At 40.9% G+C, this 24110-nt stretch carries 17 protein-coding genes; 9 read left to right on the forward strand and 8 right to left on the reverse strand.

The genetic code is table 11. The annotated features are described in order from the left end of the window. Positions 1-44 precede the first annotated feature (44 nt). From RS893_RS10510 to ggt, 5 genes are all read left to right on the forward strand, one after another. Positions 45-626, forward strand: coding sequence for a DUF1269 domain-containing protein (locus RS893_RS10510; RefSeq protein ID WP_315791112.1), 582 nt, complete (start codon positions 45-47; stop codon positions 624-626). Positions 627-929: 303 nt separating this feature from the next. After that, a complete protein-coding gene (locus RS893_RS10515) occupies positions 930-2657 on the forward strand; it encodes a diflavin flavoprotein (protein ID WP_315791113.1) in 1728 nt (575 codons plus the stop codon). Between the two features lie 193 nt (positions 2658-2850). After that, positions 2851-3393, forward strand: coding sequence for a phosphate-starvation-inducible PsiE family protein (locus RS893_RS10520; RefSeq protein WP_396336457.1), 543 nt, complete (start codon positions 2851-2853; stop codon positions 3391-3393). Positions 3394-3440: 47 nt separating this feature from the next. After that, a complete protein-coding gene (locus RS893_RS10525; protein ID WP_315791115.1) occupies positions 3441-5183 on the forward strand; it encodes a diflavin flavoprotein in 1743 nt (580 codons plus the stop codon). Positions 5184-5732: 549 nt separating this feature from the next. Continuing rightward, positions 5733-7580: a gamma-glutamyltransferase gene (gene ggt, locus RS893_RS10530; RefSeq protein WP_315791116.1), complete on the forward strand. Its 1848-nt coding sequence runs from the start codon at positions 5733-5735 to the stop codon at positions 7578-7580. A gap of 52 nt (positions 7581-7632) precedes the next feature. On the opposite strand, the gene RS893_RS10535 is transcribed toward ggt, so the two are convergent. Beyond that, complete coding sequence (locus RS893_RS10535; protein WP_315791117.1) at positions 7633-8538, reverse strand: hypothetical protein; 906 nt, start codon at positions 8536-8538, stop codon at positions 7633-7635. A 117-nt stretch (positions 8539-8655) separates the two neighbouring features. Between RS893_RS10535 and RS893_RS10540 the strand changes: the two genes are divergently transcribed. Both RS893_RS10540 and RS893_RS10545 read left to right on the forward strand, forming a co-directional pair. Further along, the gene (locus tag RS893_RS10540) at positions 8656-9570 is read left to right on the forward strand and encodes a metallophosphoesterase family protein (protein ID WP_315791118.1); all 915 of its coding nucleotides are present in this window, start codon (positions 8656-8658) and stop codon (positions 9568-9570) included. Positions 9571-9606: 36 nt separating this feature from the next. Continuing rightward, the gene (locus tag RS893_RS10545) at positions 9607-10122 is read left to right on the forward strand and encodes an N-acetyltransferase (protein ID WP_315791119.1); all 516 of its coding nucleotides are present in this window, start codon (positions 9607-9609) and stop codon (positions 10120-10122) included. 137 nt (positions 10123-10259) lie between these two features. On the opposite strand, the gene RS893_RS10550 is transcribed toward RS893_RS10545, so the two are convergent. The 5 genes from RS893_RS10550 to RS893_RS10570 all read right to left on the reverse strand — a co-directional run bounded on the left by RS893_RS10550 (position 10260) and on the right by RS893_RS10570 (position 15785). Further along, positions 10260-11150 carry a 2OG-Fe(II) oxygenase gene (locus RS893_RS10550; RefSeq protein WP_315791120.1) on the reverse strand — a complete coding sequence of 297 codons (891 nt, stop codon included), beginning with the start codon at positions 11148-11150 and terminating at the stop codon, positions 10260-10262. 918 nt (positions 11151-12068) lie between these two features. After that, positions 12069-13244: a response regulator gene (locus tag RS893_RS10555; protein ID WP_315791121.1), complete on the reverse strand. Its 1176-nt coding sequence runs from the start codon at positions 13242-13244 to the stop codon at positions 12069-12071. A gap of 142 nt (positions 13245-13386) precedes the next feature. After that, positions 13387-14616 carry a bifunctional phosphopantothenoylcysteine decarboxylase/phosphopantothenate--cysteine ligase CoaBC gene (gene coaBC / locus RS893_RS10560; protein WP_315791122.1) on the reverse strand — a complete coding sequence of 410 codons (1230 nt, stop codon included), beginning with the start codon at positions 14614-14616 and terminating at the stop codon, positions 13387-13389. 120 nt (positions 14617-14736) lie between these two features. Continuing rightward, positions 14737-14949 (reverse strand): protein IsiD, encoded by a 213-nt coding sequence (isiD, locus tag RS893_RS10565; RefSeq protein ID WP_009455186.1) that lies wholly within the window; start codon positions 14947-14949, stop codon positions 14737-14739. 176 nt (positions 14950-15125) lie between these two features. Beyond that, positions 15126-15785, reverse strand: a complete 660-nt coding sequence (locus RS893_RS10570; RefSeq protein ID WP_315791123.1) for an alpha/beta hydrolase — start codon at positions 15783-15785, stop codon at positions 15126-15128. Positions 15786-16108: 323 nt separating this feature from the next. Between RS893_RS10570 and purH the strand changes: the two genes are divergently transcribed. Further along, positions 16109-17647: a bifunctional phosphoribosylaminoimidazolecarboxamide formyltransferase/IMP cyclohydrolase gene (gene purH / locus RS893_RS10575; protein ID WP_315791124.1), complete on the forward strand. Its 1539-nt coding sequence runs from the start codon at positions 16109-16111 to the stop codon at positions 17645-17647. 1337 nt (positions 17648-18984) lie between these two features. Continuing rightward, a complete protein-coding gene (locus RS893_RS10580) occupies positions 18985-21405 on the forward strand; it encodes a sucrose synthase (RefSeq protein ID WP_315791125.1) in 2421 nt (806 codons plus the stop codon). Positions 21406-21486: 81 nt separating this feature from the next. Here the strand turns inward: RS893_RS10580 and RS893_RS10585 are convergent, their stop codons facing one another. After that, positions 21487-22245 carry a peptidoglycan-binding domain-containing protein gene (locus RS893_RS10585; RefSeq protein WP_315791126.1) on the reverse strand — a complete coding sequence of 253 codons (759 nt, stop codon included), beginning with the start codon at positions 22243-22245 and terminating at the stop codon, positions 21487-21489. A gap of 639 nt (positions 22246-22884) precedes the next feature. Then, entirely contained in the window at positions 22885-23976 is a 1092-nt protein-coding gene (gene cax / locus RS893_RS10590) for a calcium/proton exchanger (RefSeq protein WP_315791127.1), read from the reverse strand. Between the last annotated feature and the right edge of the window lie 134 nt (positions 23977-24110).

Below are 24110 nucleotides of genomic sequence, written 5' to 3' on the forward strand. Positions count from 1 at the left end.
TGATTGTGGCAGCCTTCAACACGCCCGACGGTGCAGGTAAGGTTATGGCTGATCTTAAGCAGGGCAAGAAGGCGGGATTAATCGACATCGTAGATGCTGCCGTCGTTGTCAATGATGACAACGGCAACCTCAAGATCACTGACTCGAAACATCGTATAGCTAAGGGTTTTGTTACAGGTGGTGTACTCGGTGGCTTGGTTGGTTTGCTAGCTGCACCACCAGCTGCTGCGGTGGCTGCGGGTGGTGGTGTTATTGGGGCGCTCGTAGGTAAGTTGAAGGGTACTCCGCTAAAAGCTGAAATGAAAGATATTGGCTCAGACTTACCGCCAAATACTTCAGCGATCGCAGCAACCATTGAACACAACCAAGAGGCACAGTTGGAAGCGTTGGAAGCTGCACTAGCAGACGGAGCTGTAAAAGTCGTTCGCGATTCTATTAAGGCCGACATCGCTGAGCAGTTGAATGCGGGTGGCAACGTACTATATACCGCAGCCAGTGGCACAGCTGCCTCGGGAGTTGGTCGCGTAGCTCAGACACCGGAGGGAACTCGGGTAAGCGGTATCGTCGCTAATGATGACGGCGTCTTTATAGAGAACGCGCAAATCACAGACGAGCCGTTGAACTAAATCACAGGTGACAGCACTGTGTGAGAAACTCGCAAGAAGTAGCTTTGACAGCTTGATTTCTTCAGGTGTTGACCGCCAAGGATACCTAGCTTGCTAATAAATGGCATAGGGACTCGTGTTCTTGGCGGTTAATGAAATTATTCGCACTATCCTTATGATAAGCATCAATTAATTTATATATTTTTACACTTTAAAATAACTAATGATTTGCTTTAAAAATTGACATTTTACAAATATAGTGCATCCAGATAAATATTAAATAAGGTAAAGCATTATTACGAAGGTCGCTGGAGGCAGCAGGGTATGGTTGCACTAACTGCTCGTGAAAACACCAAACCGCAAGGTCGCTTGACCATGCAAACAATTGAGATTGGGGTTGAAACGATCGCTATTCGTTCTCTAGATTGGGATCGCGATCGCTTTGATATTGAGTTTGGATTGCAGAACGGTACAACCTATAATTCCTTTCTCATTCAAGGTGAAAAGACTGCCCTGGTTGATACTTCTCACCGCAAGTTTCAACAATTGTATTTAGATGTAGTCAAAGGATTAATTGACCTGTCAACTTTAGATTACTTAATTATTAGCCATACGGAACCAGACCACAGTGGACTGGTGAAAGAGGTATTGCAGTTAGCCCCCCAAGTCACAGTAGTCGGGGCTAAAGTTGCCATCCAATTTTTGGAAAACATGGTACATCAGCCATTCCCATCTCTAATAGTTAAAAATGGCGATCACTTGGATTTAGGCAATGGACATGAGTTAGAGTTTGTCTGTGCTCCCAATCTTCATTGGCCAGATACCATTTTTACCTACGATAGAAAAACCCGCATCCTTTATACTTGTGATGCTTTTGGGATGCACTACTGCGATGACCACACCTTTGACGAAGATCCAGAACTAGTAGAACAAGACTTTAAATATTACTATGATTGCCTGATGGGACCGAATGCGCGTTCTGTGCTGTCTGCGATCAAGCGGATGGAAAAATTAGATGTCGGCATGATTGCCACAGGACACGGCCCTTTATTGCAACACCACCTCTCAAACTGGGTAAATTGTTATCAAAAATGGAGCCAGGAACAAGCCAAAACAGATACCTTGGTTGCCCTCTTCTACTGTGAAGATTACGGTTACAGTGACCAATTAGCAAGAGCGATCGCTCATGGCATCACGAGAAATGGTGTTGCAGTAGAACTGGTAGATTTAAGTACTGCTGAACCTCAAGAAGTCCGGGAATTGGTAAATCAAGCAACTGGTTTGGTGATTGGAATGCCATCCCAATCTGATCAAAATGCCCATGCAGCTTTAAGTACCATTCTCGCTGCTGCCCACAACAAACAAGCAGTAGGGCTGTTTGAAACTGGTGGTGGGGAAGATGAACCGATTTATCCACTACGAAACAAGTTTCAAGAAATTGGACTCACTGAAGCTTTTCCCCCGATTCTGATCAAAGAACCGCCTACACAGGCAACTGAACAAATGTGTGATGAAGCGGGAACTGATATCGGACAATGGTTAACACGCGATCGCACTATTAAACAAATCAAAACTCTCGACAATGACTTAGAACGGGCATTAGGAAGACTTAGCAGTGGACTTTATATTCTTACTGCCCAAAAAGCCGATGTTAGTAGTGCTATGTTAGCCTCCTGGGTGATGCAAGCAAGTATGAATCCTTTAGGAGTTGCCATTGCAGTTGCCAAAGATCGGGCAATAGAATCTTTATTGCATGTAGGCGATCGCTTTATTCTCAACGTCCTTGAGGAAGACAACTACCAAAGTTTAATGAAACACTTCCTCAAGCGTTTTCCCCCCGGTGCAGATCGGTTTGCAGATATTAAGACTTACCCCGCTAGCAATGGCTGTCCCATTTTGGCAGACGCCCTAGCATACATGGAATGCGAAGTTACAACCCGCATGGAGTGTAGCGATCACTGGATCATTTACAGCAACGTCCACACTGGTAGAGTCGCCAAACTAGATGCCCTCACCGCCGTCCACCATCGGAAGGTTGGTAATCACTATTAAGGTGTGAGGGGTGTGAACAGTATGAGGGGTGTGAGGGGTGTGAACAGTATGAGGGGTGTGAGAAGTCTAAGAAATACAAGGATAAAATATTTTTACTCCCCCACCTCCCCACCTCCCCATTGCCCCCACTCCCACTCTCACTCCCCCACTCCCCCACTCCCCCACTCCCCCCCCCCACTGGAGTCACCACATGATGCAATTGCTGAAAGATTTGCCAGTCAAACCTGTAAAGCGAGAAAGTTGGTTGAATTTAGGTCGGATTGTGCAAGCACTGGAATTAGTTCAAGATTTAATTGTGATTTCTTTGTGCATCGGGCTATTTAGCTTTATGGTGCTGCAAATCTGGACTATGTTTCTTTCTTTGCTCCCCCCGATCCACTTCCACGTTGTGACAGCAGATATTTTGTCATTGCTGATTTTAGTAGAATTATTCCGTCTGCTGATTATTTATTTGCAAGAACAACGGGTTTCGATTGGGGTGGCTGTAGAAGTTTCGATTGTTTCTGTACTCCGAGAAATGATTGTACGCGGTGTACTGGAAACAACTTTTATGCAAGTATTGGCTGCTTGTGCTTTTTTACTGGTACTGGGTGTATTAATGGTGCTACGAGTTTGGCTACCTCCAACTTTTGAAGGTATTGATCCTGAACAAGAAGTCTCGAAGCGTTACAAAAAGCGCCTTGCCCAAGAAATGGCTGAATTAAATGGTCATTCCAATGGTCATTCCAATTATTGATTGCGATTAGCCCACCAACAACCAACCATTAACCACTAACCAATAATATGTCTGTCTCAACTTTATCTCCAACTCTCACCCGTCCCCGTGATGTTCAAGTTGCTGAAATTGGAATTAATACCTTAGTTTTGCGATCGCGAACTTGGGAACGTCTCAAGTTTGAGGTTGAGTATGCCCGCCAAAAAGGCACAACAGCGAATTCTTATTTGATTCAAGCCAAGCAAACTGCTTTGATTGATCCTCCTGGCGAGTCTTTTACCCAGATTTTTTTAGAAGAGTTACACAAACACCAAGATTTAACTCAGTTAGACTACATCATTCTCAATCATGTCAATCCTAACCGGATGGCAACTCTCAAAGTCTTGCTGGAAAAAGCACCTCAAGTCAAGATTGTCTGTTCTAAACCTGGTGCGAATGTTCTCAAAAACACCTTTCCTGAGTGGGAGTCAAAAATACAACTTGTTCGTTCCGAAGATATTCTAGATTTGGGCGAGGGGCATCAATTGCAATTTGTTACAGTACCAACTCCCCGATGGGCAGATGGTATGTGTACCTACGACGTTGCTACCCGCATTCTTTATACTGACAAATTGTTTGGCGTACATGTCTGTGGTGATGTCCTATTTGATGAAGATTGGAAGCAACTGGATGGCGATCGCCGTTATTATTTTGAATGTCTGCACGCCACCCAAGCTAAACAAGTAGAAGCAGCTTTAGATAAATTAGCACCTCTAAAAGCGAAATATTACGCCCCTGGCCATGGGCCGATTGTTCGCTACAGTCTTAGTCGCTTTAGTTACGATTACCGCCAATGGTGTCAAGAACAAAAAAATCAAGAATTGCGAGTAGCTTTGCTTTATGCTTCTGCCTACGGTAACACGGCAACTTTAGCACAGGCGATCGCCCAAGGCTTAATTCAAACTGGGGTGGCAGTGGAATCAATCAACTGCGAACTGGCAGAACCCAGTGAAATTACTCGCGCGATTGAAGCTTGCGATGGCTTTATCATTGGTTCTCCCACTTTGGGCGGTCATGCACCCACCCAAATTCAAACTGCTTTGGGAATTGTCCTCTCGGCGGCGGCGAAAACGAAACTAGCGGGTGTATTTGGTTCCTACGGTTGGAGTGGAGAAGCGATCGACCTGATTGAAAATAAACTATTAGATGCCAATTATCGCTTAGGGTTTAACACCATCCGCATTCGCTTCAGTCCTACTGAGTTCACTTTGCAACAATGCCAAGATGCCGGAGCAGATTTTGCCCAAGTCTTGAAAAAGAAAAAGAAACTCCGCACTCCCCGCCAAGCATTAACAGTAGCGCAAGTAGACCGGACAGAACAAGCTGTTGGACGCATCATTGGTTCTTTGTGTGTCCTTAGCACTCGACGCGGAGATAGCCACAGTGGAATCCTCACATCTTGGGTATCACAAGCTACTTTTAATCCTCCTGGTTTGATGATTGCGATTGCCCAAGATCAAAATGCCGATTCCATGATTCATCCCGGTGATCAATTTGTCCTGAATATTCTCCAAGAAGGTCGCAACCTCAGACGTTATTTTTCCTACCACAGTACTCCAGGGGAGAATCCTTTTGCTCAATTAACAACCACAACAGCTAACAACGGTTGCTTAATTCTCAGTGATGCCCTTGCCTATCTAGAATGTACCGTGCAACAACGAACTCAATGTGGCGATCGCTGGTTAATTTATGCCACTGTAGATAAAGGCGAAGTGTTAGAACCGACAGGTGTCACTGCCATTCAGCATCGGAAATCAGGTAGTCATTATTAACCACAAATTACTTATATCAAGTTCGGTTGAATACTTATACTGTCGCGTAGGCTGGTAATAGGTAATGGGTAATTGGTGAGCCAGCGACTCTTACGCAGGGGGTTCCTCCCCCAACCCCAAAGGGAACCGCGAGCCCCCAATCCCCACCAGGGGCCGGTGAGTTCCCCATGAGCGACTGGCGTAGACGCCCGCTTTCTCGGCTTCAAGGAAGAGTACCCGTAAGGGTAATGGGAAGAACCAATGCTCAATGCCTAACAACGAAGTATAATATCCTAAGCGATTAGCAGGACTTGATACTACAATATAAATTTTTGTACCGACAGACAACATCAACACACACCCAAAATTTATCAGAGTCCATCTGTGTCCATCGCCTTGCACGGTGTACCCTCCGGGAAGCCGCCCGTAAGGGCGTCTACATCTGTGTGCATCGGTGGTCGATTTTCAAAACACAATATCTGTCATATCTTCACAACAGAAAATAAATTGAGATGATTTTAGAAAATCATCATCTATGTGATACTTGGGTGAGTGCTGTATGTAATCAACATGCCCAAATTCCGTCGCTACACGCAGGTTTCAGTATTGATTTTTCATCTGTGTTTTTCTGCATCACTGTTTTACAACCACAAACAAGTAACTGCCGCCGTTAGCTTACCCCTACGCACCAAAAAAGCTATGGTGGTGTCTGCCAATCCCCTTGCCAGTGAGGCAGGGTTGCAAATGTTACGCAAAGGTGGTAACGCAGTTGATGCAGCTGTAGCGACGACTTTTGCGATTTCTGTAGTAGAACCTTTTTCGGCGGGAATTGGTGGCGGCGGCTTTTTGCTGTTTCGTGATGGCAAAACCGGAGAAATTAAAGCTTTAGATTTTCGCGAACGCGCACCCCTCAAAGCAAAGAGAAATATGTATTTGGACGCCCAAGGTAAAGTGCGTCCAAAATTGAGTATAAATGGATACTTGGCAGTAGCAACACCAGGAACGGTAGCAGGACTGTACGAAGTGCATCAACGTTATGGTAAGCTACCTTGGGCAGAAGTTGTTCAACCTGCGATCGCTCTCGCTAAAGATGGGTTTATCCTGAGTCCTCAAGTAACGTGGCGTTCTATACCAGAGTATGAAAATCGTAAGCAAGTAATTCTTACTAACCCAGCCGCACGGGCAATTTTTACTCGCAACGGGGAATTATATCAACCTGGAGAAAAATTAGTACAGCGTGACTTGGCGAAAACTTTAACAGAAATCTCTCAAAACCCCCGCAGTTTTTACACCGGAAATATTGCCCGTGCCATTGCTGCTGACATGGCAAAAAATGGTGGTTTAGTAACTCTAGAAGACTTGAAATCTTACCAACCCATCTGGCGCATTCCTGTGTGTGGCAATTTTCGTCAAGCAAGAGTTTGTTCTATGCCACCTCCTTCCTCAGGGGGTGTACATTTATTAGAAATGTTAAATATTATCGGTTCTACCGATTTAAAATCTTTAGGTTGGCATCACCCCGATGTCATCCACCTAATGGTAGAAGCAATGAAAATTGCTTATGCTGATCGCTCACAATTATTAGGTGATCCTGATTTTGTCAAAGTACCTGTACAACAATTACTTAGCCCTGCTTATACGCAAAGACGGCAGGCTGAAATTACTCTGAATAGAGCTAGACCTGCAACTGAAGTCAAGCCTGCAAATATAAAATTACGGCGGAATCTGACTTCTCAACCTCTTGTGTGTAGGCACAAACAGAAACTAATTCCTGCAAGTAATTCTTTGATGATCACTCAGAACACCCAGGAAACATTCTACAAACCCCGCTACGAGTCTACAGAAACTAGCCATCTTAATGTTGTGGATGCACAACGCAACGCCGTAAGTCTAACTTTTACTGTTAACTTAGGATTTGGTGCTGGTGTAGTTGCTGACGGGACGGGAATTGTACTTAATAACGAAATGGATGATTTTGCTGCCGCGCCGGGAGTACCAAATGCTTTTGGTTTACGGGGTAACGAAGCTAATGCGATTGCGCCATGCAAAACACCTCTCTCCAGCATGACTCCCACGATTGTGACTGAAAATGGTCGCCTACGCTTAGCGGTGGGTGCGCCTGGTGGTGGTACTATCATTACCCAAGTGCTGCAAGTCATCCTCAATGTGCTGGAGTACAACATGGATGTAGGTGCAGCTGTATCTGTTCCTCGCATCCATCATCAGTGGCTTCCCGATGAATTGCGAGTCGAACCTTTTGGTTTAGATGCTCTCACGGTAGCAGAATTACAGCGTCGGGGACACAAAATTAAACAAACCCAGCCTTGGGGTAACATTAACGCGATCGCAGTTACCTCTGATGGTGCTTTAGAAGGGGCAGCCGATCCGCGTGGTGAAGGATCAGCAAGAGGATATTAAATCAGTAAACAGTGAACAGTGATCAAGAAAAATAACTGATAACTGATAACTGTTAACCTTGTCTTCTAAAAATTACCATTTCAGTACCCACAACAGGGTTACGTGCAACAAGCCTATTTTGTGAGTCGCTCATTTCTAGATGGGTAAAGTCCAGTTCTTGAGAACGCTGGAGAATTTCGGCTGCGAGTTTATCCTGTTCGGATTCGCTGAGGGTGTACCAATCATCGCTAATTTTGATATCCAAACTGCTAGTGAGAAAGTTAGCTTGGATCGATTTTATGAGTCCAGAGGCAAAGCGATCGCTAACTTCTGCTACTTGATTTTCAATCGTGGCAATTAAAATTTGTTCTGGTGTTAATACTATTGTTGCTGGTTGATTAGTGATTGTTGTTGGTTGATTGTCAATTGTGGGTGTGGGTGTTGGAGTTACTTCTGGTTCTAGTGACGGGGTAACTTCTTCTGGTATTGGTGTGGGTTCTTCTTCCTCTACAGGTGGTGGTGTTTCTGCTAGAGTTTGTTCTTCGGTAGGAGAAGGTTCTGGGGTGGGAAGGTTGGGAGATGGAGAGGTGAGGGGAGTAGGAGAAGTAGGGGGAGTAGTGACAATTTCAGTGGGTTTACCTGTGAAAATGGTGGAAGTAACCCAAACTAGAATGACAGCAAAAATTGCGATCGCTCCTGTCAAAGCTGTATCTGACAACTTTGCTGATAAATTTGCTGGTAAATAAGAGCGGATTTTGACTAACAGTCTACTCCACCAGTTGAGAGATACATCTGTTGGAGGTGATTGTGTCTCTAGCTTTTCTACAGTCGTTTCTAAAACTGCGATCGCGCCTTTGAGAATTTGGATAGTTTTAGTCTTCCAAAAAGACTGTCTCCTTTGGTTACTTCTCTGACCAGATGTATTATCCTGCGGTTGTGGCGAAGAAGGTGGTTGTGAATTCTGATTGTCCTGTGACATGGAACTTTCACCTAGAGCAGCTAATCAAGGACTTATATTGTGGCTGCTACCTCCTCAGCCTTAATGTATCATTTCAATGCTGGCGCTAAACTGATTAATTAATGATTTTTGGCAAATATGAAACTAAAACGTCGTCAATTTTTATTTTTAAGTGGACTCAGTGCCATTGGTGTAGGATTTCTAGCTAGTATTAGTCGTGGGATTATTGATCAAAATAGTGAGCAAGTCTCAAAGGCAATAGCCGCTAATCCATCTACCAAAAAAGATTTATTACTGCGCTTTGTTTCTGTAGCAGATACAGGTACAGGTGCAAAAGGCCAATATGCTGTAGCTAGAGCTATGGCTAATTATTACAGCAAATATCCTTATAATTTGGTTATCTTAGCAGGAGATAATATCTATACCAATGGTGAAATTGAGAAAATAAATGCAGTCTTTGAACGTCCCTATGCACAATTACTAAAGCAAGGTGTAAAATTTCAAGCTGCTTTAGGAAACCACGATATTCGCACTGCCAATGGCGATTTGCAAGTTAAATATGCAGGCTTTAATATGCAAGGGCGCTACTACACATTTCGCCGGGATAAAATCCAATTTTTCGCACTAGATACTAATAGTAACGCTGACTGGATTAACCAGCTAAATTGGTTAGAACAAGAATTAAGCCAAAGTAATGCTACCTGGAAAATTGTTTTTGGTCATCATCCTATTTATGCATCAGGTGTCTATGGTAGCAACCCTGATTTTATTCAAATTTTCACTCCTTTGTTTCAAAAATATGGTGTGCAACTTTATATCAATGGACATGAACACCATTATGAACGTACCCGTGCCATCAATGGTACAACTTATTTAATTTGTGGGGGTGGTGCAGGTACTCGTCCTGTCGGCAAAAATGAATGGACTGAGTATTCTGCGGAAAAATTGAGTTTTGCAGCCTATGAAGTGTTTGCGGATCGCATAGAAGTTAGTGGTATAGATACAGCTAACCGCGTTTTTGATCAAGGTATTATTACATTGAAGTCAGCTTGATTTTATACTAGAGATGCAAATATGATTGAGGGGTTAATGGTTGATATTTTTCCAGAAAGCAACAAAGAAATCTTAGCAATTCGCCAAGTAATTATAGAAGCTTTTGAGCAAGTTAAGGTAGCTGAACTTGTAGATATTATTCGGAAATCGGAGAATTTTATACCTGAACTATCACTAGTAGCAGTAGAAAAAGAAGAAGTATTAGGACACATTCTTTTTAGTCAGATTATCATTAAAACTCCCAATCAAACTATTCCAGCACTAGCACTAGCACCTTTGGCAGTAAAACCATCACATCAGCGCCAAGGTATTGGTAGCAGACTAGTGCAAGTGGGTTTATCAAAATGTCGCGAATTAGATCATGCCATTATTATTGTTGTTGGTGAGCCAGGTTATTATCAACGCTTTGGTTTTAAAACAGCAGGAAAATTTGGCTTGCAATCATCATTATTTTTTCCTGATGAAGTTTTTATGGCATTAGAGTTGCAACCTGCTGCTTTGAAAAATATAACTGGTACTGTGTTATATCCTGCGTATTTTCAAAATGTTTAATTAGTAAAATGAAATATAAGTTCAACCCTCAAAAAAGAACTTATTTTCTTTACATTTTTAATTCACTAGTCCCAAGTCCTAATCTCTGCTGTTGTGTAGTGGAGCGTATGCAGATGATGATAGCTAAAACTTTATTCTTACAGACTTGGACGCCAAAAAACACACTGCTTTTGGTGTTCTGAAAAGTTTGCTGCTAGTGATAGTAAGTCTTCCCAAGGAAGGGAAGACTTACAATAGAATGGATATGTAGGTTGTCTACTTGTATAGTCAAAAAAGATTGTGTATCTATCTTGATCTATAGGGATTTTCCCTCGGTGAAAAACTTTGGAAGTAGCTGCAAAAACTACTGTACCAGCCGAACCAGTACATGATCTCCATAAAGATGGGGATAAAATATTTTGCAATCTTTTTTCTTGAATGTAACCATGTCTATATTTCAAAGAACGAGTTACAGTTGAGGTTAAAGATTGTGGAATATATTGAAAAGGACCACAATTTTCATCCACATCATTTAAATACACAATAACCTTGAGAATTTTTCTGTCTTCTACGTCTATATGCCACAGCCTAGATTTTCGCTCAATAGAGTTAGCAAGATCTCTGCGAAAATATGCTCCATGATAGGCTACAGGTAGACCAATATAATTCTCAACTATATTGAGTAAACGTTTTTCTAGCCCCCACATAAATATTTCTGGATGCTGCATCATTTGTTCAGAACTAGCATGAACAACATATTCATGTTCTTGTAAAGGAACACTCCTTGCTACTTCTGGTATCAATTTTTGTGCAGCTAAAAACATTTTCTCTGTCTGTGGAATAGATAGAGCTTCTAGTGAAGTTACTACTACTCCTTCACGTTTGATAGATTCAACTAACTTAAAATCAGCTACTGAAAGCACAGGTAAATTTGCTGAGTGCTGCTTAACAGAAATTTGATAATTCCGCTCAGCTTGGTTTTGCAAGAACGAAATTTGATACAAATTCTTTAAAACGTGATTTCGTAGCTTTTTAACGATAGTACTCATATTATCAGTGACTTATTTTTTATGAGACAGTAAGCATAACATAATATTTTCTTTGTGAAGGTTGTTAAAATGCAAAGCCTCAGCAATTTCTTAGTTAAACACCTATTTCTCAACTAGTGTTTATTTTTTCATTCTACTTAGTTCTGATGTATTGTAAGTATTATTAAGTGTATTTGTCTAATAAATCATAATGCTTTTCATAAAAAATTTATCGTTGCTTTACAAAAATGGACTAAGTAATTAGCGTATCATGTAAAAATGACAACTACTATCTCTAAAATTATTATTGGGAACTGAATTTTTAGAAAAAATTTATATTCATCAAGGCAGAATCAGAGTGTATAGCTAGTATCATGCTGACAACTGCTACAGCCATAAAAATTTTTTCTGGAAAAATAAAATTATTGAAAACGAAAATTAAGCTCTAAATGTATCTTACGAAGTCATCCGATCTGAAATTTTGGATTAGTAAGGTACAGGTAGTGAAAGAATCTACAGAACAATAGACCTCTTGCACAAATATTTGAAATACCCCCTTAGTCCCCCTTGCCAAAAGCAGGGCTGTTTCATTCTGTGAAGGAAAATGGTTGAATCAGATGAGAAGCAATCTTTCTCCCAATTGCCCCAAATCTCTACTGAATTAATATTTTGAATGCAACTTAAGTATTAGGAGGTCTAAGGATCTCTAGCAAAATACTTTCAACAACTTTCATTTATCTCGCTGCGCGAGGAAGGCAGAGGGTAGAGGGCAGGAGGCATCTATGTTGAGTTGTCGGTTGAGCAGCCCTATTGCCGTCCGAGCTTTTGGGTTTAAGACCCCCGCTAAAACGAAGTTTAGCGGATACGAATTGCTGGTGGGTATGAATCCCCCAGGAACATCGCTGCTTGTGCCCTCTGCCTCCGGCATAGCTGCCTTCTTCAATGCCCCAGATATTTCTCAACAATTTGTAATAATTCTTCTGGCTGTGGAGGCTTACCTAAAAATTCAGTTGCACCTACTAACATAGCATGGGCCCGATCAATCGGGGTATTGCGCTCTGTCAGGAAAATAATTGGTGTATTCCTAAAAGTGGGAGTGTCGCGCAAAAATTTACAGATGCTATAACCATCAGCATTGGGCAAGAGCAAGTCTAACAAGATTAAATCAGGCTTGTGTTCGATAAGTTGAGAAAAGCCTCGCATCGGTTCCGGAATGCTTAACATTTGATATCCGGCGGGTATCAAGATTTTTCTTAAGGTGTAAGCTAATACTGGACTATCATCAATGCAAGCAATTAAAGATTGTTTTTCAACAGATTTTTGAATAGGTTCCTCAACAGGTTCCGGAGCAAATGTAATACGATTATTTTCTGATTGGGAGTTATTGACTGCAACTACTTGTTTGATAGTCGGTAATGGTAAATCTGGAATTTTTTGCAGTTCCAGCACACCTTTATCCACCCAAGGTATTAAGGAAACAGCCACCTCTGTCACAGATTTTTCCTGCTCTACAGCAATATCCCAAAGGGTGAAATTATTGTTGAAGTACTTTTTTTCTGAAACTGGGATGACTTGAGGATTTGCTGTTGGTGACAAAACTGGTGCTAAACAGGGGCTAAGATGATCTAAACCAGCAGCTTGCCATTTTTTTTGTATGTTCGTTGCTTTTGTAAGAACTGAGAGTATTTCCCAGGAAGATAAGGCTATGAGCTGAGGTAAATGAAATATATCTTTTTGAGTGGGTGTCCAATCATTTTTCAGTTCTTTAGAGTTACTCAATTCAAAAAAACATTCTTGGACAATAGTACGAATTACTAACTTAGCTTGGATTGCACTCAATTGCCTACGACTGATGGCTTGGGCGAGGAGTTGACATTCCCAAGGCTGATTTTCTGACAATACAGAAGACTCAACACTCCAGTTCCAATCGGGACAATGCTGCTTTAAGGCTCTGTTCCAGCGTCTGACAGGATGCATTCCACCTGTGGCATAGATCAACTTACCGTCGTTAAAGTGAAGATTCCAAACGACTGTATGGTTGTAGAAAATTAGTACTCCATTACTACTATGTTTACTCAGGTTGTCTAATTCTTCTGTCAGCCTTGTTAGTATCATTTGTGGCAATTTTGCTCTGCTCGCAATCATTATGCCGTAGCTTGCACCCTTTTATATCATTATTGATTAATATAAATTTGAAGATTTCGTATCGTATTCTTTGACACTGCTCCTTTGAGACTGAAGCATCTGTACAACTCAACTAATAACTACCAACAAAATCAAAGAGATGATGAGCTAGCTGTAATTTAGTACATGGTGGAATTTCTAAATGATGACCTTGCTTATCTAAAAATACTGCTTGATTATTGTCGCTGCCAAAACCACTATCAGGTTTATCTACTGGGTTAGCAACAATAGCGTCTAAATTTTTTCTGTGCAATTTTTCCAAAGCGGGAGTGATTATATCCCCTGTCTGAGCAGCAAAGCCAATTAATAATTGATGGGGTTGTTTGCGCTTTGCCAATTCTGCAATTATATCGGGTACAGGTTCTAAGGCTAAAGATTTTGGAAGCGATCGCTTGGGCAATTTCTGGTGACTGTAATTCTGTGGTTTCACATCTGCGACTGCGGCTGACATAATTATTACGTCTGCATATAGTAAATACCGCAACATGGCTGCATACATTTCTTCAGCACTTACCACAGGAACTGCTTCTATTCCTAAGGGAATGTCACTGTTGAGTGGGCTGTGTACTAAGGTCACGTTTGCGCCTCTATGCAATGCTGCTTGTGCTAAAGCTAATCCCATCTTGCCTGTAGCAGGATTGCCGATAAATCTTACGGGATCAAAATGTTCCCGTGTTCCCCCAGCACTGATTAATACTCGCTTTCCAGCTAGATCTCGTTTACCTACGGTATGCAGCAAAGATTGAATGTAAGCTATGATTTCTGGCGGTTCTGCCATTCTCCCAGCCCCGACGCGATCGCACGCTAATAATCCCGATTCTGGCTGTAAACTATGAAAACGACTATTTTTTAAGAGATTTTGCCAATTCTGCTGCACCGTCTGCTGTTCCCACATATCGGTATTCATGGCTGGTGCTAACACTACAGGACAAGTAGAAGCCAAGACGGTATTTGTAAGCAAGTTGTCAGCCATGCCGTAAGCTAATTTTGCTAATGTATTAGCTGTTAAAGGCGCTATTAAAAAAACATCTGCCCACTCACCCAATTCTATATGTAAGGGACGAGAGTAAATTGGTTGCCAAAAATTTTTATCTGTAAAGGCGCTATAGCGGGAGAGAGTGGAGAAAGTCAGAGGTGTGATAAATTTTTGTGCGGAATTAGTCAGAATAGTTCGCACTTCCACACCATTTTTAAATAATGTAGAAACAACTTCACAAACTTTGTAGGCGGCGATACCGCCGCCTATACCAATTAGAACCCTTTTCAATTTTAGATTTGGGATTTTAGATTTTGGATTTAGCATTGGGTTAAGGACTTAAATTTGATAACTTACGGTTAACACTTCAGCAGAGATACAATCCAGAAATCTAGCCAAAAGTTAACACTCCACAATCTAAAATCTAAAATCTAAAATCCAAAATTGTTAGGCTTCGTCGTAGGGTTCTAAATCCAGAAGGTGGATATATGGTTCAATTAACTCTGGGCGTTGAAACGCGATCGCACGTAGCATGTGCCAATCATCCAAACCTTCAAAAGCATTGCTATAGTTGTCCTGCTCCAAGCGTGTAGCTAACTTTTCTACATCTTGTGGAGTCATGGTAGCAATTTCTTTTTTGGAAATGCTTAGAGTTTTCATAATGCTCGCCCCTCCCGTTAGCAGCATTTGCATCCAGCTTGGGTTTGTTTGCGCTCGACGCAGCCACCCAATATATATTACTCATTTGAGGACATTAATTACGTGAAAATTTTCCGGATTTATACCGGAATTTGTAAAACTTTTGTAACTGGGATGAGACTTGATCTAGCAACAAGCTACTCTGTGGTTACTTGAGTATTGATCACGAAATTACGTATTATCTCTAGCATTGGTAGTTGTATTTCATGATCCATATCAAATTCATAGTACTGTACTGCAATTAAGCGCGACTCTAAAGTTTCTTTTGCCTTGAGTGCAGCTCGTAGTGGTACTACTTGATCATATCTACCGTGCATGATTAAAACTGGAGGTGAAGCAGTTATAGTCGAGGTAGCATCCACAACTGCACCAGGATGTAAATAACCACTCATAACAACTAAACCTGCAAAGGGCAACTTTAATCCTACATCTAAAGTCATTGCCCCTCCTTGGGAAAAACCGCTCAACACCGTCCGTGATAGCGGTACACCAGTCCTACTTTCTAAACTTAGCAACCAATCTGTGAGTAATTGCCGACTTTCTGTTAATCCCTCATACATATTCTCCGCACTCAAGTCATACCATGCTCTTCCTATAGGCGAATAAGGATGAGGAAAAGGTGCATTAGGAAACAGAAACTGATAATCTGGCAAATTTAAAAACGGTACTAAAGATGCTAAATCCTCAGCATTTGCACCCCAACCATGCAAAGCTACGATTAAACCTGTAGGTACTTTTCCTGTTGTTGGGGGAACCTGAATAAATTCTAAGGACAGATATTTGCTCCCATAATTCAACTCTCTTAATCGATATTAATCAAACTAGGGCTGATAAATCCGCCTCACAATTAATTGTGACGCTCATAACTCAACTCAGTACAACATTTCACAAATTCGTAGCGAATAAAATTCTGAAAAACTCTGCGAACCTTTGCGCTGACTTTGCGTTTCTCTGGGTTTAAGATAGCTACGATTTTAGGCAAACCTGTACTCAGCTAAAGCTGACTATGCTCAAATATTTGCCAAAGGCGTCTGTGCAAAAACTTGTCTTCACAACTTCCAGCAATTTGTAAAATAATCTTCTGCTCTCACTTGTACCAATCAAATAAAGCTGGGGAATTATGGCGCGTCTAGCACTATTGAGTGTATCCAATAAAACTGGATTAATTGAACTTGCTCGTAGCTTAGTAGAAGAATTTGATTTTGAGTTAATTAGTAGTGGCGGTACTGCTCAAGTTCTCAAAAATGCAGGATTACCAGTTAAAAAAGTCGCAGATTACACAGGTTCTCCCGAAATATTAGGTGGTCGAGTCAAAACTCTACATCCACGCATTCACGGTGGAATTCTCGCCCGGCGATCAATTCCGCAAGATATGACAGATTTGGTAGATAACCAAGTTCGTCTAATAGATTTAGTAGTGGTAAATCTCTATCCTTTTGGGGAAACAATTGCCAAGTCAGATGTCACATTAGCAGAAGCAATAGAACAAATTGATATTGGTGGCCCTGCTATGCTGAGGGCAGCAGCAAAAAACTTCGCAGATGTGACGGTATTGTGTGATCCCTCCCAATATGACGAGTATTTGCAGGAATTACGCGAACACACCGAACCATCCCTAGAATTTCGCCAAAAGTGTGCGTTGCAAGGATTTTTGCATACTTCTAGCTATGATCAGGCGATCGCATCTTACTTAGCAGGGATACAACCAACCCAGACTCTACCAGAACAATTTACTGTTTCTGGGAAACAACTACAATCTTTGCGCTACGGTGAAAACCCCCATCAAAAAGCAGCTTGGTATCAAACTGGTGCAAATGCAACAGGTTGGGCTGCTGCTAGCAAACTGCAAGGGAAAGAACTCAGTTACAATAACTTAGTTGATTTAGAAGCAGCACGCCGCATCATCGCCGAATTCACTGACACTCCTGCTGCCACGATTATCAAACATACTAACCCCTGTGGTACAGCTCAAGCAGATACAATCGCCGCAGCTTACCAAAAAGCGTTTAATGCTGATCCTGTGTCTGCTTTTGGTGGTATCGTTGCCCTTAACCGTCCGATTGATGCTGCCACAGCAGGGGAACTCACAAAAACATTTTTAGAATGCGTAGTCGCACCAGGATGTGAAGAAGACGCGAAAGCAATTCTGGCTGCTAAGTCAAAAGTGCGGGTATTGACTTTAGCGGATTTAAGCAATGGCCCTAAAGAAACTGTCAAAGCGATCGCAGGTGGTTTTCTTGTTCAAGATGCAGATGATATTGTAGCCGATACCAGTCAATGGCAAATCGTCACCGAACGCCAACCTACACCCACAGAATTAGCAGAATTACTGTTTGCTTGGAAAGTTTGCAAACACGTCAAATCTAATGCCATTGTTGTCAGTAGCGATCGCACAACTTTAGGTGTTGGTGCAGGACAAATGAACCGCGTTGGTTCGGTAAAAATTGCCCTTGAACAAGCTGGTGAAAAGGCTAAAGGTGCAGTTCTTGCTAGTGATGGATTTTTCCCCTTTGATGATTCTGTCAAAACTGCGGCGGCGGCGGGAATTATGTCGATCATACAACCAGGTGGTAGTCTGCGGGATCAAGATTCAATTCAAGCTGCAAACGAGCTAGGTTTAGTAATGATTTTCACAGGCATACGTCACTTTTTACATTAATCTATCTAAAGTAGGATGGTACACTTGTCAAAGTGTCTATACTATGCTTGTAGATAGATAAGCACAATGTTAATCTTTAATTGTGTGTGAGGAGTAAGTTTAGAAAAAAAGCGCTTGGAGTGGGAACACGGTAACACTCCAAGCGCTTTTTAATTGGTAAATTATTGAAGAGAAAAATTTTTTCTAAAGTACTTGTCATTATATAAAAGTAGTGATATCTTTTAGTTGTGTGTGAGGAGCAAGTGTAAAACAAAAAGCGCCTGGGGTGGAAACACGGCAACACTCCCAAGCGTTTTTTGTTTTTTAAGTTTTTTGAATATTGATTCTTAATAATTCCAATCAACTAACAACTAAAATAATGCAAAACAGTAGCCCAATATTGATCCTTTTTGGACTACTGTTTGAGAATTAATTTTAACAAAATCAAAATTCTTGAATCCTAACTAAAAAATTCCTAGCAGAAATATGACAGTTAGTCCGCACAAGGCAAGAAAAGAGATAATCATAATGTTGCCTACACTATGATCTTGTGTGACTTGATGTGTTCGTTCACTCATATCTACCGACCCAAATTTTAATGTTCATGCTGTAATTATAAATAGGTGAACTAAGTAGATATGTCGTCTCATAAAAAACTTGATTTATATTTACTGATGTTTAAGTTGATAATAATTTTAATCTCAAGTAAATGAACTTTTGTTGCAACAATCATAGAGAAATAGTTATATTTTTAATATTAACAATTGATTGTAACAATAATATTAGGAAAAAGTTTACCTAATGTAAATTACAGCCAGGAGAAAAATTTATATTTTCAGAAAACAACTTTAGTCATGTCAATAATTCCATATAACTGAATAAATGTATAACACTATGTCTTTAGTTAGAGTACAAAGTCAGGAAAATTAAGATATTCCTAAAAACATAAGCTAAACGACGAAAATTGAAAAAAATAATGAATATTCAGTTTTTGAGAATCAAATTAAGGATTTTCTCAACTTGAAACTGCAAATCTAGACGTATCCAGGGGGGTGTAGGAGGAATCAAGTTTTCATTCCTTTGTTGTGAGCATAATTTGCCCATGGGGATCTTGCACTAACTTTTTCATTCGCCCAAAGATAAATTTCACTGCGAGTGCTTAATCTACTCTGAGTGGAGTTAGGCTATTAGTCAGAAAAATTATTCTCTGGTGGAAGATAAGGCAGGTGCAAGACTCCCCACAAATAGAGTTCACAACAAAGAAATGAAAGTTTATCTTACCCTTGTGCCTTATTCTAGTTTCAAACTGAATTTAAACTCAAATTTCAAATATCTTTTGGTAGATTTCTGGTAGTTGTATGTCTGAATTAATTCAAGCAGTCCTCGAAAGCGAAGAAAAAAATGATTTGCGCTCATTTCTGAGTGAATTACGCCATCAAGACAAAAAATACCTACTGCGGAATGATATATTGAATGTATACAGCGAATATTGTACGAATTACCAAAAACCTGAGCATTTTAACGCTTCATCAAACTTAGGTAAACTCATCTATTACACTCAAGAAATCATTCAAGATATTTCTGGCTTTTGCTTTATTATTCGCCCTAAAATTGCCACTCAAGAGGTTTATCGACTAACGGATGATTTGAATGTTGAATCGATGAGTGTGCAGGAACTTTTGGATCTGCGCGATCGCTTAGTAAATCGCTTCCATCCCAACGAAGGCGACTTGTTGGAATTGGATTTTGGTCCGTTTTACGACTACTCCCCAGTTTTACGCGACCCAAAAAATATCGGCAAGGGAGTACAATTACTCAACCGTTACTTATCAAGCAAACTCTTCCAAGATCCCAAGCAATGGCAGGAAAGTTTATTTATTTTCTTGAATTTGCACCAATATAACGGCATCCAGCTACTGATAAATAATCGCATTCAATCTCAACAGCAACTTTCTCAACAAATAAAAGCTGCGATCGCTTTCGTTAGTAGTCGCCCCAGTCAAGAACCCTACGAAGAATTTCGGTTCCAATTGCAAACGATGGGCTTTGAACCAGGTTGGGGTAATACCGCCGCCCGTGTGCAGGAAAGCCTTGAGATGCTTGATCAATTGATCGATTCTCCCGATCCCCAAACCTTAGAAGCCTTCATTTCCCGCATCCCGATGATTTTTAGAATCGTCTTGGTGTCTACCCACGGGTGGTTTGGACAAGAGGGAGTATTAGGGCGTCCTGATACTGGCGGTCAAGTCGTGTATGTTCTTGACCAAGCTAGAAATCTAGAAACGCAGTTGCAAGAAGATGCCCTACTTGCAGGCTTAGAAGGATTGAATGTCCAGCCAAAAGTAATTATTCTCACCCGCCTCATCCCCAATAGTGAGGATACACTTTGCAATCAACGTCTAGAAAAGGTTCACGGAACAGAAAATGCTTGGATTTTACGTGTACCTTTGCGGGAATTTAATCCTAATATGACGCAAAACTGGATTTCTCGATTTGAGTTTTGGCCTTATCTAGAAACCTATGCGATCGACGCAGAAAAAGAACTACTGGCAGAATTTCAAGGTAGACCTGACCTTATAGTTGGTAACTATTCAGATGGGAATTTAGTAGCATTTTTATTGGCGCGTCGTTTGGACGTTACTCACTGCATCATTGCCCATGCTTTGGAAAAATCTAAATATTTGTTCAGTAACCTTTACTGGCAGGATCTAGAAGATAAGTATCATTTCTCGTTACAATTCACTGCTGATTTGTTGGTGATGAATGCAGCCAACTTTATCATTAGCAGCACCTACCAAGAAATAGTCGGTACACCAGATAGTATCGGACAGTACGAATCTTACAAGTGCTTTACTATGCCAGATTTGTACCATGTAGTAAATGGGATTGAACTATTTAGTCCCAAATTCAATGTCGTACCGCCGGGGGTGAATGAGAATTACTTCTTTCCCTATACGTGTACTGAAGATCGAGTAGAAAGCGATCGCCGACGCATTGAAGAGATGCTTTTTACTCTAGAAGATTCTGCACATATCTTTGGCAAACTTGATGATCCAAGCAAACGCCCTCTGTTTTCCATGGCCCGTCTGGATCGGATCAAAAATCTCACAGGTTTAGCAGAATGCTTTGGTCAAAGTCAAGAATTACAGGAATATTGCAACTTAATTTTAGTTGCGGGTAAGTTGCGTGTGGAAGAATCAACAGACAATGAAGAACGAGAAGAAATTGTCAAACTCTACCGCATAATAGAGCAATACAATCTCCAAGGCAAAATTCGCTGGCTGGGTGTACGTCTATCTAAAACTGATTCTGGAGAAGTTTACCGCGTCATTGCTGACCACCAGGGAATTTTTGTGCAACCTGCTTTATTTGAAGCCTTTGGCTTGACAATATTAGAAGCAATGATTTCCGGATTACCTACTTTTGCGACTCAGTTTGGTGGGCCTTTAGAAATTATTCAAGATCAAGTCAACGGCTTTTACATCAACCCCACAAATTTAGAAGAAACAGCCACAAAAATCTTGAATTTCGTCAGTAAATGCGAACAAAACCCAAACTACTGGTGTGAAGTTTCTCAACAAGCCATGAACCGGGTTTACAGTACCTATACCTGGAAAATTCATAGTAACAAACTGCTATCGCTAGCACGGATTTATGGTTTCTGGAACTTTATTTCCAAACAAAATCGAGAAGATTTGTTGCGTTATATTGAAGCTTTGTTTTACTTAATCTACAAGCCCAGGGCGCAACAATTATTAGAACAGCATAAATATAGATAATTTGGTCATTGGTCGTTGGTCATTGGTCATTGATTAATAGTTAGTACTCATTACAAATGACAAAGGACAAATGACTAATGACTACTTTGTTAACTCTCGCCAGGTTCTTTGACCTACTATTCCATCTGAAACTAAACTCCGACGATTTTGAAAAGCTTTGACTGCTGATTCTGTTAAAGCTCCAAAAATCCCATCCACTTGTATACTATAGCCATTAGATCGTAACAACCGTTGCAATACTCTAACAGCATCACCTGTATGACCAAAACCAAGAATTGGCAAAGCTGGACTAGGTGAGTTGGGAAATTTTGCTACCCGTCTATAGTCTGTGGGTTGTTTACTTCTAACACGAGGCGATTGCGGAAGTCCCCCTGCACTATAGTGTGGTTGGTGGTGAACAGACTTTAGTGGTACAGTAGTGTACTTATTTATATTTTGACCTTGAGTAGTGGAAGTAAAAGCAACTAGAAAACTGTGATCATTTGTTGTCGCTTCAGAGATAGGAATGAACTCTGGCTGTACATTTGAGTATTCAACACTGTCTACAACAGCATTTTCTGCTACAACTGGAGAATCCCCGGATTCACCAAAGTCTTTGAGTTGAGTATTGTCATCTAGTGTATCTGATGCGATCACTAACGACACCACAGAAACCTGCTCATCCGGTGGTATAAATTCAGGTGGTGTGATCTGATTTCCAGGAACAACCTCAGATAACTGACTTTGTTCTGACTGATTTATGTCATTGTCTAGCTGAACCGGCAAATTCTCCGGGAAATTGGGCAGAGATGGTTGTCCTGTTGTTAACACGCCCGTTATCAGTAGACCCATATCACTCATTGTATTTCATTTTACTAACGCCCATATTTTCTTTCACATACTAAATAGTTAATGTTCCGGAATAGTGCGTATTTTCAACTAAAAAAATAGTTGTTTTTTTCAAAAAATCGGTGCGATATTAAAATTGCCTCCTTTGACAGATGGCAAATAAAAATCTGATTTGGAATCAGATAAAGCTAATATCTGCCTACTATCAAGTTGTAGTAAACAAAAAAGGCAAAAAGGCGTAAGCTTAAGTATACTTTATTATCTTTACGCTTAATTTTTAAATTAAACACTGTAAATGTAGTGCCCAGGTTTAGGCAATTGTAATTTGCTACCAGGTTAAAGAACTGTCACAGACAGTCTTCGGGAAGCTTATCCTCCCTTAGATGTCAGGAACATCCCCTGTTGATTTTTTACGCTTTGTCCCTAAAACACTGCTTTGAGGGTGTAGGGGTATAAGGGTGTAGGGTTTGATGAAATGATCATTACTTTTGTTGGTTTTATAGTTATCACTCATCACTTTATTAAAAACCTACACTTATAAGCCAGTTTCCCCGAAACCGCAATAAGCCAAGACGGCAAATAGACTACTGTCCGCTAACTTTGTTAATGGGTAATGGGTACTCTTACCATTTACCTATTACCCATTACTTTCTAACTTATACCATCAACTACTGGGTAGAAGTAAAAAGCAAATCCCAAGAGTATGTAAGCTGCTAAAAGTAATGTGCCTTCTAACCAATTTGATTTACCATCAGAGCTAATAGTATTTGCAATTAAAACTGATACAGCCACGGCCACCAATTCAAAGGGACTAAAATCCAAATCCATAGGTTGACCAAAAAACTTCCCTACAATTACTAACACAGGAGCTACAAACAGAGCAATTTGCATACTTGATCCCACTGCTACGGAAAGGGAAAGATCCATTTTGTCCTTCATTGCCACAGTTACAGCCGTAGCATGTTCAGCAGCATTGCCAATAATAGGGACAAGTATGACCCCTGTAAATAACGCTGTTAGCCCTAACTTAGATGTGGCTGCTTCTAATGAATCCACAAGTAATTCTGATTCTATTGCTACTAATAGAGTACATACCAGCAACACCCCACTCCACAACCATATATTGGGCTTGTGATTCGCAACTTCCAAAGCTTCTGTTTCTGCTACACCCACATCGTAAAGATAAGAGTGAGTTTTCATGGAAAATAGCAGTGTCAAGGCATAAACGAGGATCAATACAACAGCCACTGCCAAGGAAAGATTTTGCAGGGTTCTTTCGCCAATTCCTGGCGAGGTAAAGTTCATTGCTGTTGGCAACAAAATAGCAATCACCGCTAAATTCATAGCAGCTGAATTCATCCGCGCTACTATTGGTTGAAATGTCTGTTCTTTATGACGCAGTCCACCTAATAACATAGCCAAACCCATTACCAATAGTAAATTACCGATAATTGAGCCGGTAATGCTGGCTTTGACTACATCTACGAACCCTGCTTTCAAAGCAATGATGGCAATAATTAATTCTGTGGCGTTACCAAAGGTAGCGTTTAATAATCCTCCCAGAGTCGGGCCTACTACCACAGCTATTTCTTCTGTAGCTGTACCCATCCAAGCTGCTAAGGGCAAAATTGCTAATCCAGCTGTGATAAAAACAATTAAATCTCCCCACTCTAAAAAGTAGGCTGCCACAGAAACCGGAATGAAAAGTAAGAGAACTAAAAAGAGAATGTTTTTAACTGACATTAGTTAAGAGTCAACGGTCAATTGTCAATGGTTAATAGTCAATGGTCAATTGTCAATGGTTAATAGTCAAGAGTTTGTTGGTTGTTGATGGGTACAGACGCGATGTTCCTCGCGTCTCTACATTAGTAGTTAGT

The sequence above is a fragment of the Fischerella sp. JS2 genome (genome assembly GCF_032393985.1).
Lineage (GTDB): Bacteria > Cyanobacteriota > Cyanobacteriia > Cyanobacteriales > Nostocaceae > Fischerella.